Genomic DNA, 15,527 nt, shown 5'->3' with positions numbered 1-15,527 from the left:
CAAAACGCACTGTGCGGTGAACAACCACGGCGGCAAACCCTCACGACATCATTGCGAGGTCTTCATTGCGGCTCGTGGGTTGCGAAACCCTGATCGCATCATGGGGACCCGGTCGGGCCGGCGCCCTGAAAAACTCGGCGCAGAAATCCACGAATGTCCTTAGTCTTACCGGAAGCAGTTCCCGGTGCAAATAGAAGAGACATATTTCAACGTCGCTGTCCCATGTCGTGCATTCCGGCAGGATGTGCACGAGATGTCCCATGACGATATCGTCGCGAACCATGGTTTCAGGTAACGTCGCAATGCCGGTCCCGGTGAGCGCCGCCGCCCGCAGCAACACTTCGTTGCCGTCCATCGACGACATGGGAAACACGCTTACTCTTCTGCCACTCTCACGCAGATCGACGAAATCCGCGCTCTTCTTCCTCGACTCAGGGTCGATCAGCAGAAAATGACGGTCGAGCTGCGAAGCAGTTTCGGGCGTACCGTATTGCTCCAGATAAGCGGGTGAAGCGACGAGAATGCGCGGCGACTTGCACAGCGTGCGGCGAATCACGGCGGATTGCTCCACAAGATGAGGCGGAAGAATCGCTATGTCGAAGCGTCCGTCATACAGATTCGCGCCGCCATCCTGAACGGAAACAACGAGACTCACATTGGGCGCAATGGCGTGAAAGCCCCGCACCAATCGTGAGAACCTTTCGCTCACCAGCATGGGGTGCACGACAAGCCGCAGCCTTCCGCCGTTGACTTCATGTTCCTGCGAAATGCGACGGTTCGCTTCATCAAGTTCTTCAAGCAAACGGCAGCAACTCAGATAATACGGTTGTGCCGCTTCTGTCAAAGAGACTGACCTTGTCGTCCTGAGCAAGACCCTTGTGTGGATGCATCCTTCGAGCTTGGCGATCGCTTTCGATATTGACCCGGTGGTCACGTTCAAGGATTCGGCGGCTTTGCTAAAGCTTTGATACCGCGCAGCCGCAACGAATGCACGCAACATGTAAAGCTGATCCATCTCGCACCTCACAGGCAAATTCACTAGGAGAGTATCCAGCCGCTCAGCACTGTCGAAGATGACAAAATCCCAAGGGCTCGTCTGCGCGTGTAGCCAAAGTTGCATGTTTGCTTTTGGCACGCACGCTGTCTAAGGCGGTATCAGAATTAGCGAAGAGTCGTTTTAACCTTCGGCCGAGGATTGAAGCGTAAGCGTGAACGCCGCGCTATTCCATCGTTCCATGTGATGTGATGCGTTGTGCGGCCGCATGTCCGTCTAATACGTTCGGATGCTTTAATCCAGGCGGCGGCGTGACAGCACCTTGGCCGACCTCGCGTGAGGCCTGCGATGGACTTTCGCTCAGGTTACTTCCCCACTATTTCGCCAATGCGCGCGAGCAGTCGCGCGTCGTCCAGTGGCTTTGAGAAGAAACCGGCGGCTCCGCCGGCACTGGCTCGATCGAGAAGGTCCTGCGTCGCGTAGGCGGTAATGAAAATGACAGGAATGGGCTGCTTCCATAACTTGATCGACTCAAACAGCTCAAAACCGTCCATGCCCGGCATGTGGATATCCGCGACAACGAGCTTCAGTTCTGACCGGCGCGTGTCCGCTAGAAGATCGTGGGCGGACGCAAAGGGAATGACTTTCCAGTTCGCCGAACGAAGCAAACTGGACGCAGCCATCCGGACGCATTCGTCGTCGTCCACCACCCCAATAACTGTAGAAGAGCGCTTTGATCTCATCTGAAGTCCGCTGGCCAACGAAAGGACTCAGCAAGATAGAATCCTTCAGGGACACTATAGGCCTACGGACAAGGCGACAATAAGACCTTCGAATGGTTTTAGCGACAGTTCGTATTAGCCGGGATCGATCCCGGCGCTGAAGATCGCGGCCACAACGGGCGCACTGAATGCAGAAAAGTCTATCTGGCGCCTTGGTGGACAGGCGGCACCTGCTGCAACTTCTTGACGACATCGGGCACTGAGCGCGCGTTCAGCTTGTGCATGGCTTGCGCCCGATGGATCTTGACCGTCACCTCGCTAAGACACAGGAGGTCGGCGATCTGCTTGTTCAACAAACCGTCGGCGACCAGCCTGATGACTTCCCGCTCGCGCGTTGTCAGCGAATCGTAGGTTTGACGGATGCCCGCAACGATCCTTTCCTGCCGCTTCAATTCGCAATCCTTTTTAAGGGCGGCGGCGATCGTATCGATCAGGTCCTGATCCTTGAAAGGCTTGGTCATGAAATCGAAAGCACCCGCCTTCATGGCCTTGACGGACATATCGATGTCACCGTGCGCGGTCAGGAATACGATGGGAAATCGAACACTTTCTTTAAATGGCGTCTGCTGCAGGGTCAGGCCGCTTGAGCCTCGTAGCCGAACGTCAAGAATGAGACAACTCGGCACGTCCGGCATCTCCGTGGCTAAAAAGTCGTCGGCCGATCCGAACGCCCGCACGTGAATTCCGACTGACATGAGCAGAGAGGTTAGCGCCCCTCGAATATATTCATCGTCGTCGACCACATAAACGACCGAGTCCGGCAATGATTCACTTCCCGCCCCAACGTTGTCGTGTTTCATTCGCCCCATCTTCGAAAAAGTTCGTTACGGCACGCTTTCCCTATAGTAAGCAATGCCCGCGCTAATCGCTACATATTGCGCATAGTGTTTCCTATCGCCATTGCACCTCAAGGTACACTTTACCTAATGACCTGAGTCGCCAGAAACCGGCCAGCGTTTCTCCCGATGAATCGAGTACTCCTCGATACATTTCAGACCGCTTTCACTGTGTCTCTCTCCCCTCCCCTAGCAACAGCTCGTCGACTCCTTCGCGAAAGACTGTTAACGATTTTGCCGGCGGGGCTCTCGCATCTGGCACTGCACACCTATGCATTTTTCGACGCAGCCGAGGCCTTCGTCTTTCTCGGCGGCTATGCGAGCGCCGCTGCTTACTGCGCGATGACAGCGAGCGGTCGTGTAACGCAAGCGCATGGCCGCCTTTTCTTTCTAAAACCCGACGGAGAAATTCATCGTGGCTTTCTCCTGACGGCCGCTTTGATGGGGCTTTGCGGCCTGGCGATAGTTGTGCTGCACATCCACACTCCGGTACTGACCTACACCCATGCGCCACTGTTGTTGGTCCGGCCGATCCAGACCCTGCTTAATATCGCCACGCGACGTTGCCAGCCTGATCTGGCTGCGGTGCTGCCGATGTGTATCGGGTTCGCGCCGTGCGTGCCATTGGTAGCGCCGGTGGTTCGCCGCTTGCCGGCAACCAGCCTACTGGCGAGCCTGGCGTCGTGGCTGTGCGCACCGGCGCTTGCGCATCTGCTGCCAGGCGCTGCCCCTATCCACGGGTCCTTCGATCCGTTCGCGTGGCAGTTGATGTTCATGCTTGGCACGCTGTGCCGGCTGCATCCGGTGTCCGTGGTGTTCCAGGCTTCGCGTCCCGGACTGCGGCTGACCTGGATCGCGCTCGCCGTGGCGCTGGCTTTCGCAGCTTACAAGTTGCTGATTGAGGACCAGCCCGAACCAAGCTACTTGAAACAGAACCTGAGTTCCCTGCGAGTCGTCAGCTTCGTCTCGGTCGTCTGGTTGGTCGCCCAGTTGAGCCGGCTGGGGTGGATCGACCGGCTGGCCTCGGCGTTACCGCCCGTGGTCACGGTCGGTCGCCAGAGAGTGACCTGTTTCGTTTGGGGAACGCTCATTTCGATCGTTGCCCACACCGTGCTTCAGGTCGCGGCGCCTGCCTTTCATACACGCACGCAAGCGGTCGCTGTCGCGCTATTGGCCGACTTGCTGACGATCGCAGCGGTGCTCCTCATCGCCATCGCTACCGCCAAGCTCAAAGCGAATCGGCCGATACTGCGGCGCCGGCAACACAGGACTGTGCGGCCTGCGACGCAGATCGAAATCACCCCGCCGAATATCTCTTCGGAAGCCTTGATGAGCAAGCTTGGCGTAGCAGACAAGCTGCATGGGCGCCGAGCATGACGACGCTCATCTATTGACGGTTGCGCGCGGCTCGTGCCGATCGCCGATGCGGAGAACCGGTCGTCCCTTAGCGGCTCTCCTGAACCGGCGGCACCTTCGAAATCGTTTCAACGCCCGGACCGGCGGGGTCGGGATTACCGAAGCGGGAAAGGCTGCCGTCGGCGCGTGCACGCTCCAGTTCCGCGCGAACCTGCTCGCGGGTCTTAGGACCTTGCGACGGTCCCACTGGCGCAGGCTCGGGCCGTACGGTCGGTTGCACGACCGGCAGGGACGCAATCACAGGTGCTGGTGCCGCTGCTGGTGGCAGTTCCGGTGCAGGCACGACTTCAGGCGCGGCATGGACCGCGGGCGCCACCCCTTCCGAGGGGATGGGCTTCTCGATCACCTCCGCAATCGGAGCGGCCGTTTCGGCCGGCGTATTCCTGGCCGCGGCCAGGTCGGCACGCATATCGTTTGCCTCGCGTTCGTGCAGCGGTACGCGCTTGGTCGGTTCCCGTGCTTGCCCGGTCGAATTGATCGTGCGGGCGCTCCGGGGAATGGAACGGGTTTCAGGTCGCGGTATCGTGATCACTTCCGTTCCGGGTGCTGCCGGTGATGCGGTTTGCTTCTGCGTCATACGCGCATCCAGATCGTGCTGGAGCGCGATAGCCTGTTCGTTGTTGATGTCAAGCGCGCGTGCCGCGCCCAGCAGCACTTCGGCCGATTCAAGGTCATTGCGCCGCAGGCTGTCGCGAACCGCCTGAAGGATTTGCGCCGGCGAGGCGTCGGAATGCTTGGGCGGCTGCTTGACCGCGGACGTCCGGGACCCGTCCGGCGCGCCGCCGACAAAGCCGGAACTATCGTAGCCGTCGCTTACTGACTGATCGTTATGACGGGCGTTTTGCACCAGTCGAGGCAGATATGAAGTAACCGCGAGTGCCACTACGAAGATGCCTGCAAAGACCAGCCTCTTGGGATAAGTAACCATGACGTCTGTCCTGTAATGCGCAGACATCCGCGTCCGCTGGACCGTGCTAGTGCAGCCGGTCCCAGGAATGGCTGGCAGAAACAATGCTTGGCCCGACCCGCGAAGGGCCGTGTCCTGCCACGAGCAACCTAATCAAGAAGTTACGTCGTTGGCCAGCATTTGGATGCGCCAATGTCTAGGCACTTTCGGCCAACGATGAGTCGGCCATCGCGCCCCCTTAACGGTCGGGGGCGCTGACAGTCACGCCTGGCCGATTAGTCTTCAAGTTTTCTCGTGGCCTGGATGCAGCGCGAGCGCTCGGAATCGCCTTGCCAACTTTCCGGCGGTCAACAGCATTGTTGTTACGCACCATTTTTCCGACTATCCTGACATTGTGGCCTCTCGGCGCCTGTGCCGAGAAATCCCAGACGCGCCGTATTCGGTTACAAGCAAATTGGGGGGCCAGCAATGCCACTCTGCGAATCGTGTTCGGATCTTAATGGTCGCCCGTCCGTGGCGCGTATTGGCCAAGGGCTAGCGCTTCTCGGGGTGGGGGATCTTTGCGGCGTGCCGGCAGTTGAGCACTATAGGTGCATGGCTTGTGGCATGACGTTTTCGCGTGTGCTCGTAGGAAAGTCCAGCGACTGTGTATGGCGCTCACTCGGGCGACCGGAATCTCAGCGTCCCTAGCGCCACAATTCTCAACCGTGTTCAGCCTCCCCAAAAAAAGACCCGGCAGGCGAGCCGGGTAGAGAGAGGTTATCTGGGGTGCGGCTAAGACAGAAACGGCAATTAGTTAGACGCCTGCGGAGCGACGGCGGCTGTGAGGTTCAGGGTGATCGTCACGTTGTAGTACGGCACCGTGACCGCATCGTCGCTGTCGTCGGAGTCGGACGAGAAGCGGAAGTGAGGCGGCTGGACCTGTGTGGTACCGGGGCTAAGAACCAGGGTGTACGCGTTGTAACCCTCCTTCGAGCAGACGATGGTGAGGTCGCCCGCAGAGCGCAGGACCGATACCGTATCCGGCGCCGTGGTCGACCAATTGCCCTTGTCATTGGTGAGGGTGCACTTGGCGCCGGTGGCCGGCCCGTGCGAATCGGTGATCTGGATGGACAGGTTTTCGCGGCGCCGGTCTTGGCCGCCACCGCTACCGCCCGAGCTGGCGTCAGAAATTACATGCGCCTTGCCGGTTCCCAACAGGTTGGTGCCAGTGATGGCTTGTTGCGTGGCGAACGCGGAAATCGAAATCGTCGAGAGAAGTGCGAAGAGAATCTTTTTCATGCTGTCTATAACTCTTGAAACGGGGTTGTCGGGAGTGCGGGCATGGGGCTCGCGCGCGTAGCGCGTGATGCTCGCGGGCCTTGGGGCATGATTGAGGACGTGATGGCGTCGAAGACGACTGACTTTACAGCCTCGAACGTGAGGGAACCCATGAGACCCATACGCCCGAAGCCAAAAAAAATATGAAGATTACCAGCAGTTGATGGGTCCACTGGTCCATCGCCTCCGCACTGGTCACGATCACAACGCCGGCCATGACCGAGAGTGGAATCTGGCCGACAACCCGGTTCAAGCCATAGGACAGCGCCAGCAGCGCGCATGCGTACGCGAGGTTGGCAAACCCTGTACGTCCTCCGCTTGCATGGACGATGCGGGTAATGTTGGGCGATCCGCCGCTCGGCGCGCCGCCGAATAACGCCGACGCGATGTTGGAGACGCCCTGCACGACCAACTCGCGGTTGCTGTTGTGGCGAGCCCCAAAGAGTTGTTCGGTGCTCGAGATGCTCAGCAGGGACTGGATCGACGACACGAGTGCGATCGTGATGCCGGTCGCCAGTATCACCCCCGCGTGATTCCGAAAGCTTGCGGAGCCGACGAAGTCAAGGATGTCGCCGATGCGCAAGATCAGCGGTATGCCGGGCGGTAGCGTTCCAATCGTGGCGCCCAGGTCCTCGTTGGGAACAAACCGCAAGCACAGCATCTGAAGTGTCGTCCCGGCAAAGAGGCCGATCAATGCCGCCGGGATGGGCCCGCTTCTTTTTTTCGCCAGCATAGCGAATCCACCCGACACGAGGGCGAATCCCAGAGCCCACCAGTTGATCGGCACCGTGCCATTGAACGCCCGCAGCAGTTCTTTCGGCCCATCGATATTCAGGGCGCGGGGTAGTTGATTCAGGATGATCTGGATTGCAAACCCATTGATGAAGCCCGCGAGAACCGGATACGGAACAAACTTGACGAGCAAGCCGAGGCGGGACGCGCCCAGAATGGCCTGGACGATGCCGGAAACCAGCAATGCGGTGGACGCCACCAGTACGAGCGCGGCGCCCCCACTGGCGTTGGCGACTGCAAACGATGGATCCGTTGCCACGCTTGCGATCAACCCCGACAAAATGGCCGCATGCGTGGTTTTCGGTGAATTCATGTGCAACGGCGTCTTGCCCAGCAGCGCCGTGACGATGGCCGCCACCACGGCCGCGACAAAGGCAGCCGATATGCCCGCTGTCACCCAGGCCGGGCCCATGCTTTCGTACAGCACGGCGCCACAACTGAGGATAATAGGAACGACGGTCAATGCACCGGCAAGGGCGCCGGCAGCGTCGCGGGATATCGATCGGAGACGAGCTGATTTCATATTCGCCGACCCTCTTGGTAGAGGCGAAAGTTACACGTCGAATAGTTGCTTGTTCTTTCGATTATCGATGATAAGCGGCAAACTACGTGTCGACCGCCTTGAAAGCGTTTTTCAACGCTTGTCCGCTTGTACGAGGGACTCGGTTATGAAATGCGACCCATCGAAATGGGAAAGCGTCCCACCATCGAAAAGGGAAATAGAACAAGATGAAAGCTACGCATTCGATAAGAACAAAGTACGCTATTCCGTCTTGCGTCATTGCCCGAGAGCGATAGAAATGAGCTTGGCGGCGTCAAACACAAGAACGCGGTGATGGTCGCACGGGATTGACGAATTTTGCGGCCACTCAAGCATGCACACGACGAGCCGCCCGCTTGCCATTCTAACCACAGACAAAAATATGCTTCCCTTAAGATCCGGCGGGTTGATTCTTCGAGATTTTCGACCTGTTGATCTGATTGCGTTTCAGCGCCTCCGAAGCGATCCGAAGATGCAACGCTTCTATAGCGAGCAAGACTCATCCGTCGAACGCGCGGGGCAGCTTTTGCATATGTTCATCGAGCAGGCAGAGGCCCTGCCCCGGACCAAGTTCCAGTTCGCGGTGGAATCCGAGGCGGGAGAGTTGATGGGTACGTGCGGCATTCGCATAGAGTCTCCAGGAACCGCCTCGATAGGTTGCGAAATTGGCCGGCAATGGCACGGCACCGGTGCAGCGAAGGCCGCTGCATTCGCGATCCTGGCGTTCGGCTTCGTCGAGTTGAAGTTGGCGCATATCTACGCTGAAACCATTTCCGACAACCGGGCGGCGATCAGGCTTTGCGAAGCAATCGGCATGACCGTAAGCGCTGAGCGTGTCGGCAACCGTACATTCAAAGGCCGCATTTGGAACACGACCGTCTTGGCGCTTACCCGATCTGGGTGGTCTGCGGCGAGCATGCCGAGCGACGCCGAGTAACAGTGCCAGGGAATCGCGCGTTGGAACCGCACAAGCATTCGCTGTGCATAGCGAGTGAACGTTTGCGTCGGGTTGCCACGCCCTGTTCATTCGGAAGGCTCGGGCTTGTGTACTACGTCCGCGCCACTTGTTCGGCCATCAAGGACTAGGCGCGGGAGGCTCCCACGTCGGCTCTGCGAAGATGCCGCGCCGTCTACCTTAGCCGACCACGGAAATTCCACGAGTTCGAGGGCGGCCCCTAGTCGCTTAAAGTTTCGCATGGGATCATAGGGGATCCAAAATCCAAAATAGAAGATCAATGAACCGGTTTCCCGAGTTGCAGACAGACCGACTGCTGTTGCGCGAGATTGTTCAAGAGGATGCTTCGGCACTCTTTGCTATCCATAGCGATGCAGACAATCTTCGTTGGTTTGGCACAGATCCCTTTTCGGACTTGAGCCAAACCGAGAAGCTCATCGAGGTATTCGCGGGCTGGCGTCAAATGCCAGACCCCGGAACGCGATGGGGGATCGAAAGGCGCTCCGATAGCGCACTGATTGGGACATGCGGTCTTTTCAAATGGAATCGCAACTGGAAGACCTGCGTGGTCGGATATGAACTCGCGCGTTCGGCGCAGGGCGCCGGCTTCATGCGAGAGACACTGTTGACGGCGTTTTCTTACGGCTTCAACGAAATGAAAGTCAATAGAATCAGTGCCGACATCCACCCTCTGAACGAACCATCAATCAGACTCTTACGCGCACTCGGATTTGTCGAGGAAGGCCGCGCACGCCAAGCAGGCTACTGGGGTGGCGAATATCATGACCTCGTTCAGTTCGGTCTGTTACGTCAAGAGTACGAACAGAGTCTAGAGACGATCCACGTCCCCACGTGATCCGATGCCGGGTCTTGAACACGCAGTTAAAACGGAAAAACGATGGACTCTGAGAATTCTCCGGGTTTGACACCAGTGATGAACGAAATCACGGCGGTGCGCTTATCTCCCCTGTCGGACTATCCCATCGACCGTTCCGACCTTTTTGCTCTCTACAAACTCTCCCTGTTCGAATTCATTGACCAGACTTTTGGGTGGGTCGAAAGCTTTCAACAATCACGTTTTGACGCGTCGTATCCCGACGAAGCGTTTTCTGTCATTTTGGTGGGAGCGCAGGCCGTCGGGTACGTGTCGCAAAAGAGCGAGCTTGATTCTTTGCATCTGTCGCTGTTGCTGCTTCAACCCGCCCATCGTCGACGCGGAGTGGGAGGCAAGGTAATGCAGTCGATAACGCAAAGGGCTTCTCTGACAGGAAAGTTCGTGACGTTATCGTGCTTTCTCTGTAACAAGCCGGCGCTGACCTTTTATCGCAAACAAGGGTTTGTCATCGTATCGACGGACGAGTGCTTTGCGACCCTGCAGGGCCCGTCATTACGTTGAAAGGTCAACGGCGACCGACAATAAAGACCCCTATAATCGTCCAGTGAAGTGAATTGCAGCTTGCTGCTCCAGCATTCGATTTGAACTACAAGTCCAACGCTGGCATTCCTGAGAGGCTATATTTGTGATCGATAAAACGGCTGTCATCCATCCGACCGCAGTTATTGAAGAGGGTGCTGTCATTGGCGCTCGCGTCCGCATTGGTCCCTATTGCTGCATCGGCGGCGATGTCGAGATTGGTGAGCGTACCGTACTCAAGTCTCACGTCGTCGTAAGCGGACATACCCGCATTGGCCGAGACAACATAATCTACCCGTTCGCCACGATCGGAGAAGACAACCAGGACCTGAAGTACGCCGGAGAGCCGACGCTCGTGGAAATCGGCGATCGCAACAGAATCCGGGAGAGTGTCACGATCCATCGCGGCACGGTCCAAGGCGGAGGCATAACGAAGGTCGGAAACGACAACCTCCTGATGGTCAACGCTCACGTTGCTCACGATTGCACAATTAGTGATCATTGCATTCTGGCCAACAATGCAACGCTAGGCGGTCACGTGATCGTGGACGAACACGTGATCATCGGTGGCATGTGCGCGGTCCATCAGTTCTGCGTCATCGGAGCGCACGTTATGGTGGGAGGCTGCTCTGGTGTCGCGCAAGATGTGCCGCCGTTTGTCATTGCCCAAGGTAATCACGCTTCACCGATCGGAGTGAACACCACGGGGCTAGAGCGCCGCGGCTTCAGCAAGGAGGCAATACAAGCCATTCGAAAAGCCTACAAGCTGCTTTACCGGAGCGGGAAGACAGTTGATGAGGTGAAGCCGGAGATCGCTGAGATTGCAACGGCTCACGTCGAGGTTAAGCCCTTTTACGAATTTCTTGCTCGCTCGACTCGCGGTTTGATTCGGTAAGAAACGGCCGGATAATTCGCACCGAACGGCTGAGTTTCAAACCCGCGGAAGGTCCTGGACGTGGGATGCGGTACCGGAACATTTGCACTGCTCCTCGCCGCCGATGGACACAAGGTAGGATTCCACAATGTTGAATGGTTCGGGGATTGGAACGGCACTCCGTTTCAAGAAGCATCAAGCCGTGAAATCATCGCAATATGCCATGCGTGAGTTCCCGAGCTATACCATGATTGCCTGATCGCTGAGCTCGACGCAGTTTCTACCGTTGCGCTTTGCGCGGTACAGCGCTTCGTCCGCGTCCTTCACCAGGCGCTCGATCGTCGCATCCCCGCCGGCCGTATAGGCGATGCCAATACTGCATGTATAGGCCGGCAAAGAGGGATTGTCGTTGAGCGCGATCCTTGAGCGCAGGGCTTCTGCCAGATCGAAAACGTCCTCGGGACGTGAGCCGGGCACGAGTACGGTGAACTCTTCTCCGCCCCAGCGGGAGAAATGAGTGTGCCGTGTCAGGATCGCGGCAGCGCGTTCTGAAAAGTCGACAAGGATTTCGTCGCCTTTCACGTGGCCGTAAGTGTCATTGATCGTCTTGAAGTGGTCGAGATCGATCAGCAGGAGCGACAGTCGCCCACCCGTGCGCATCATCTTCTCTCGCTCTTCCCGATGCGCGTTCAGAAACGCACGGCGATTCAGCAGGCCCGTCAGCGGATCGGCGAGCGCCTGCTGCTCAAGCTGCACGCGCAGCCGGTTCATCGCAAGGAGCATGAAGGCGACCGTGGCCATGAGGGACAGGATGGCGCCAGTGCCCAGATAGAGAGTCTGAACGAAACCGCGAGCATATAGCCCCGTCGCAGCGAATCCTGAGCCTATCGACGTGACAACACGCAGGACCGTGACGGCTGTCTGGATCAGAAACAACGCGCCCACGAACATCGCGCTGGAATCATGTCGCCCATCGCGCAGCATCACGAAGGTCTGGCGGACATAGATAAGCGCGAGGATCACATTGATGCACAGTGCGCGTCCAGCGGCGGATGGTTGCGCCCAGGTCAGCCAGCTCTCGCCGATTGCGCCGATTGCAAGCATGAGGGTGACAAAGCGCCACGACGGCGGCCGACCGAAGAAGCGCTGGCTGCCGATCAGCCAGAGCCCGGTGCTCACGATCATGCCGCAGTTTCCTCCGATGATCGAAAGCCAGTCGGGAACGCCGCCGCGCAGCGCGAGGAGAATAGAAGCAACCGAGACAATCAACGCACCGCATGCCCAATTGCCGACGCCGCGGATGTTCGTGGGAAAACTGCGCCCCATCGAAAACATGACTAGAGCCATCAGTCCGGGCATGACGGACGACATCAGGAGAACGGTGCGGAGATCGAAGGCGGGCATAGGGTCTTGAGCGCTAAACCGGTGACTACTTTGGACACAGCTTGTTGCTGGCGCCTATGTCCTTTCCCCGTGGCGTGCGCTTGTTCGAATTGGCGAGCCACGAATATACCGGAACAGGCTCGATTAGCCGGTGTCGATGTACCTTGTCATTGAAGCGCGCCCGACCCGCGACATGTAGTTGTGCACTATCCGACTTAGGGCTTCGTTTTCGAATATGTATTGGGGCATGCACCAGCAACAAAATGCAGCGAGCTTAGTCTTTGCTGTTAACGGCTCACCTTCGTATTTCTTTACCGGGAGTCGGGCGGCAACGGGCTAGTTACCGTCATGAAGTCGGGTCGGACAGTTGCACCCTTACTCTTTGCCACTATGCATTGACCGCATCGATCGACGCGCGCACTTTCTTCTGTGGAAAGCCGGTCGCAAGGACCGATGGTGGAATTTTGAAAGCAGCACAATCTAGAATAGTCGCATTCGCAACGGCTTAGCCCATCGGCGGCAACCTGACCCGGAGGGTCCTATCATGCAGATAGCGAAAGTCGCAATCGCAGTAGCTGCCATCGCCGGCGCAACACTAGCCCATGCCGACGGGTTCGTCATTACGCGATCCATGTCGGACGGGCGTGAAGTTCGTCTCTTCGAACACACTGCCGAATGTGATGGCGGCCCGGGTGCGTTCATTTACAGGCGCGACAAGCGGCTCGATCAGACCTGCGACGTCCGCCTTACTCCGGCAGGCGCGACCGTGGTGATGCCACCTTTTGACCCGCGCATGTTCTTTCCGCGCGACACGCTCTACCCAGACTTGAAGGATTGATGCTGGGAACCGGCGAGCTTGTCGGCGAAGGTTCGGCCATCTCCCCTCGAAAAGCCGCCATCAAGGCAAATAAACCAAAGGGGTATCGTGTTGCTAGGAATTTTCAGAAAACCTGCTCTGCATGCCCTTTTGTTATTAGCGTCGTGTCTGTTACCTCTAAATGCGGTCTATGCGCAATCCGCCCCGCAATTCCAGAGTGAGCAGGAAGCCAAGCAGCATTGCCCAAAAGATACTGTTGTATGGGTCAATACAAAAACAGGCGTGTATCACTTCAAGGGGCAGCGTTGGTATGGCAATACCAACGAAGGCGCTTATGAATGCCGTGAAGACGCGAATGTCGAAGGAGACCGTGCTACTCGAAACGGGCAATAGTCACGCAAACCGCCGCGTCGCGGCACTCCAAATTGGCGAGCCATGGGTACAGCACGCGATGCCGCGCTGTCGGCTAACATCGTAAGTGACGTCCGGACTCGACGCATGTCCGGGCTGGGTCATCCGATCGACATGGGGTGCAGCCGTGACTTGCCGCAAGCTGAGGGTTCACGCACTCGTACTCTGCGTCACGGGCGCATTACTGGGCAGCGGCGCGGCATCGGCAGATGAAGTCAAGGTAATGATTTCGGGCGGGTTTGCGTCAGCTTATCGCGAACTCGGCCCGCAATTCGAGGAGGCGACCGGCGATACGCTGGTCACCGTCTGGGGGCCGGCGGTGGGCACGGCCGCGAATGCGATCCCTGTGCGACTTGCGCGCGGCGAGTGGGCCGACGTGCTGATCGTGGTCGGCTATGCGCTTGACGATGAGATCAACGCTGGCGACGTCGTGTCCGGCAGCAAGGTGGAATTCGCACGCTCGGCGATCGGCATCGCGGTTCGCGAGGGAGCGCCAAAGCCGGATATCAGCTCGGTCGAAGCGTTGAGGCACACGCTGCTCGCAGCGAAGTCGATCGTCTATCCGGACAGCGCGAGTGGCGTCTATATCGGCAGCGAACTGTTCTCGCGTCTCGGTATCGAGGAGCGGGTGGAGAGCAAGAGCCGCATGATCCCAGCCGAGCGGGTCGCCAATGTCGTCGCGAACGGCGAAGCGGAGATCGGATTTCAGCAGGTCGTCGAACTGTTGCCGGTGAAGGGGGTGACGGTGGTCGGCAGTTTGCCCGCGGAGGTACAAAGGTACACGGTGTTCTCCGGGGGCATCGCCACCCATGCCAAAAATCCAGACGGCGCAGAGGCGCTGATCCGTTTTCTTTCATCGCCGGATGCGGCCTCCGCGATTGAGAGAACCGGGCTCGAACCGATAGCGCCGAAGGCTGCGAACTGAGCGAAGCATTCGACGCAATGCCGGAGCGCCGGCCTAAGATTGGGCTCGCCCGTTAGGGGTAGTCCCAAAAATAGAAATTCACCCTTGTGAAAAATGCGCTTAATTATAAGCAACCGTTTTCCTAGAATGGATAGGTAGAATTTCCAGGTCAATCAAGGAGACGGGATCATGATCAAGGCAACCAGTACATTAATCGCGGCCGTCGCTGCACTTACTTTGTCAGGCGGCGCTTATGCACAGAGCAACAACTCGCTGGCGCGACCGAGCGTAACGTCGCCGGTCGCTCCAGCGGGCGGCTACGGCACGCCAGGCACCACCAACTCGGACAGTGGAAAGCCCGCCGCGTCGGCAAACTCGGGGCAGCCAACTAGCGCGAATGGCTCGAAGCCCATCGTTTGGCCAAACAACAATTCGCTGGCGCGACCGAGCGTAGTGTCGCCGGCTGCCGGTCAATAACAGCTGTTGGCGATAGCGATTAGCCGCGAAAACGGACGTTCCATGGCCGATGATGCATGCGCATGTCGGCCATCGCTCACACAGCGATCTATGCAGGAATGTCCCGCACCACCTCGGTCAACTTGCCGGAACTGATTTCGTAGAAGAAGCCGTAGAGCTTGACGTGCTTCGGCACTGCCGGGCTCGAACGAAGCAACTTGATGTCATAGTTGAGCGACTCCTCGAAATCCATGATGGCGAGGCTATCGTGATCGAACAACGTCGAAATATCAGCGTGATGATGATCATGAAACTTCTCGACCATCAACTCCGGCGTCAGGGTCGTCGTACCGCAGAACGAGTGGTGAACGACAACGACGTTCTGGACATGAAATAGATAATCCATGGCCGCCACGACCTCTAGAGCAAAGGCGGCGCGTCCACCCGCGTTGGTCGCGGTGAACAATGTTCGCGTGGATCCAACGCGAGTGCCATTTTCGTCGGTGATGATTTCTCCCGGGTAGACCTCGTCCCCAAAATACTCGGCGACCGCATGCGGGATTTCGACCGCCCGAGGGTCCAAGCAGTAGATCACGAGTGTCTTCATCGGGATGGCCTGGTTCGCGCCCTCGAAGCTGTTCATATCGAAGCCAGGTTGTTTCCTGTCCTCGTAATCGCTGAACTTGCTCATCTTCTTCCTCCACCGGCGTTTGACTGCGCGCAGA

At 58.0% G+C, this 15,527-nt stretch carries 17 protein-coding genes; 9 read left to right on the top strand and 8 right to left on the bottom strand.

Annotated elements, in window-relative coordinates; translation table 11 throughout:
- Positions 1-40 precede the first annotated feature (40 nt).
- The 3 genes from WCA53_RS15770 to WCA53_RS15760 all read right to left on the bottom strand — a co-directional run bounded on the left by WCA53_RS15770 (position 41) and on the right by WCA53_RS15760 (position 2,576).
- Positions 41-1,015, bottom strand: a complete 975-nt coding sequence (locus WCA53_RS15770) for a LysR family transcriptional regulator (RefSeq protein WP_423912069.1) — start codon at positions 1,013-1,015, stop codon at positions 41-43.
- Between the two features lie 344 nt (positions 1,016-1,359).
- Positions 1,360-1,737, bottom strand: coding sequence for a response regulator transcription factor (locus tag WCA53_RS15765; RefSeq protein ID WP_423912066.1), 378 nt, complete (start codon positions 1,735-1,737; stop codon positions 1,360-1,362).
- Between the two features lie 179 nt (positions 1,738-1,916).
- Positions 1,917-2,576: a response regulator transcription factor gene (locus WCA53_RS15760; RefSeq protein ID WP_423912062.1), complete on the bottom strand. Its 660-nt coding sequence runs from the start codon at positions 2,574-2,576 to the stop codon at positions 1,917-1,919.
- Between the two features lie 270 nt (positions 2,577-2,846).
- Between WCA53_RS15760 and opgC the strand changes: the two genes are divergently transcribed.
- Positions 2,847-3,989, top strand: a complete 1,143-nt coding sequence (gene opgC, locus WCA53_RS15755) for an OpgC domain-containing protein (RefSeq protein ID WP_423912059.1) — start codon at positions 2,847-2,849, stop codon at positions 3,987-3,989.
- Between the two features lie 67 nt (positions 3,990-4,056).
- Here opgC and WCA53_RS15750 read toward each other — a convergent pair whose 3' ends face one another.
- From WCA53_RS15750 to WCA53_RS15740, 3 genes are all read right to left on the bottom strand, one after another.
- Complete coding sequence (locus tag WCA53_RS15750) at positions 4,057-4,956, bottom strand: DUF4148 domain-containing protein (RefSeq protein WP_423912056.1); 900 nt, start codon at positions 4,954-4,956, stop codon at positions 4,057-4,059.
- 771 nt (positions 4,957-5,727) lie between these two features.
- A complete protein-coding gene (locus WCA53_RS15745) occupies positions 5,728-6,216 on the bottom strand; it encodes a hypothetical protein (protein WP_423912054.1) in 489 nt (162 codons plus the stop codon).
- 124 nt (positions 6,217-6,340) lie between these two features.
- Positions 6,341-7,570, bottom strand: coding sequence for a SulP family inorganic anion transporter (locus WCA53_RS15740; protein ID WP_423912052.1), 1,230 nt, complete (start codon positions 7,568-7,570; stop codon positions 6,341-6,343).
- 352 nt (positions 7,571-7,922) lie between these two features.
- Here WCA53_RS15740 and WCA53_RS15735 point away from each other — a divergent pair, with 352 nt between their 5' ends.
- The 4 genes from WCA53_RS15735 (at position 7,923) to lpxA (ending at position 10,852) form a co-directional block, all read left to right on the top strand.
- A complete protein-coding gene (locus WCA53_RS15735) occupies positions 7,923-8,525 on the top strand; it encodes a GNAT family N-acetyltransferase (protein ID WP_423912050.1) in 603 nt (200 codons plus the stop codon).
- Positions 8,526-8,823: 298 nt separating this feature from the next.
- A complete protein-coding gene (locus WCA53_RS15730) occupies positions 8,824-9,399 on the top strand; it encodes a GNAT family N-acetyltransferase (RefSeq protein WP_423912046.1) in 576 nt (191 codons plus the stop codon).
- 78 nt (positions 9,400-9,477) lie between these two features.
- Entirely contained in the window at positions 9,478-9,939 is a 462-nt protein-coding gene (locus tag WCA53_RS15725; protein ID WP_423912042.1) for a GNAT family N-acetyltransferase, read from the top strand.
- 124 nt (positions 9,940-10,063) lie between these two features.
- Positions 10,064-10,852 carry an acyl-ACP--UDP-N-acetylglucosamine O-acyltransferase gene (lpxA, locus tag WCA53_RS15720; protein ID WP_423912039.1) on the top strand — a complete coding sequence of 263 codons (789 nt, stop codon included), beginning with the start codon at positions 10,064-10,066 and terminating at the stop codon, positions 10,850-10,852.
- A gap of 219 nt (positions 10,853-11,071) precedes the next feature.
- Here the strand turns inward: lpxA and WCA53_RS15715 are convergent, their stop codons facing one another.
- On the bottom strand, positions 11,072-12,235 hold the full coding sequence (locus WCA53_RS15715; protein WP_423912036.1) for a GGDEF domain-containing protein: 1,164 nt from the start codon (positions 12,233-12,235) through the stop codon (positions 11,072-11,074).
- A 523-nt stretch (positions 12,236-12,758) separates the two neighbouring features.
- Here WCA53_RS15715 and WCA53_RS15710 point away from each other — a divergent pair.
- The 4 genes from WCA53_RS15710 (at position 12,759) to WCA53_RS15695 (ending at position 14,823) form a co-directional block, all read left to right on the top strand.
- A complete protein-coding gene (locus WCA53_RS15710) occupies positions 12,759-13,052 on the top strand; it encodes a hypothetical protein (protein WP_423912033.1) in 294 nt (97 codons plus the stop codon).
- An 87-nt stretch (positions 13,053-13,139) separates the two neighbouring features.
- Positions 13,140-13,424, top strand: a complete 285-nt coding sequence (locus tag WCA53_RS15705; RefSeq protein WP_423912029.1) for a hypothetical protein — start codon at positions 13,140-13,142, stop codon at positions 13,422-13,424.
- Between the two features lie 145 nt (positions 13,425-13,569).
- Entirely contained in the window at positions 13,570-14,367 is a 798-nt protein-coding gene (locus WCA53_RS15700; RefSeq protein ID WP_423912088.1) for a substrate-binding domain-containing protein, read from the top strand.
- Between the two features lie 168 nt (positions 14,368-14,535).
- Positions 14,536-14,823 carry a hypothetical protein gene (locus WCA53_RS15695; RefSeq protein ID WP_423912026.1) on the top strand — a complete coding sequence of 96 codons (288 nt, stop codon included), beginning with the start codon at positions 14,536-14,538 and terminating at the stop codon, positions 14,821-14,823.
- An 88-nt stretch (positions 14,824-14,911) separates the two neighbouring features.
- On the opposite strand, the gene WCA53_RS15690 is transcribed toward WCA53_RS15695, so the two are convergent.
- Positions 14,912-15,527, bottom strand: a 616-nt coding sequence (locus WCA53_RS15690; protein ID WP_423912021.1) for a hypothetical protein, incomplete at its 5' end; no start/stop codon positions are given.

The organism is Caballeronia sp., from assembly GCF_049581465.1.
In the GTDB taxonomy this organism is placed as follows: Bacteria; Pseudomonadota; Gammaproteobacteria; order Burkholderiales; family Burkholderiaceae; genus Caballeronia.
Note: the sequence above shows the minus strand (reverse complement) of the source record. Positions and strands in the feature narration are given on the sequence as shown.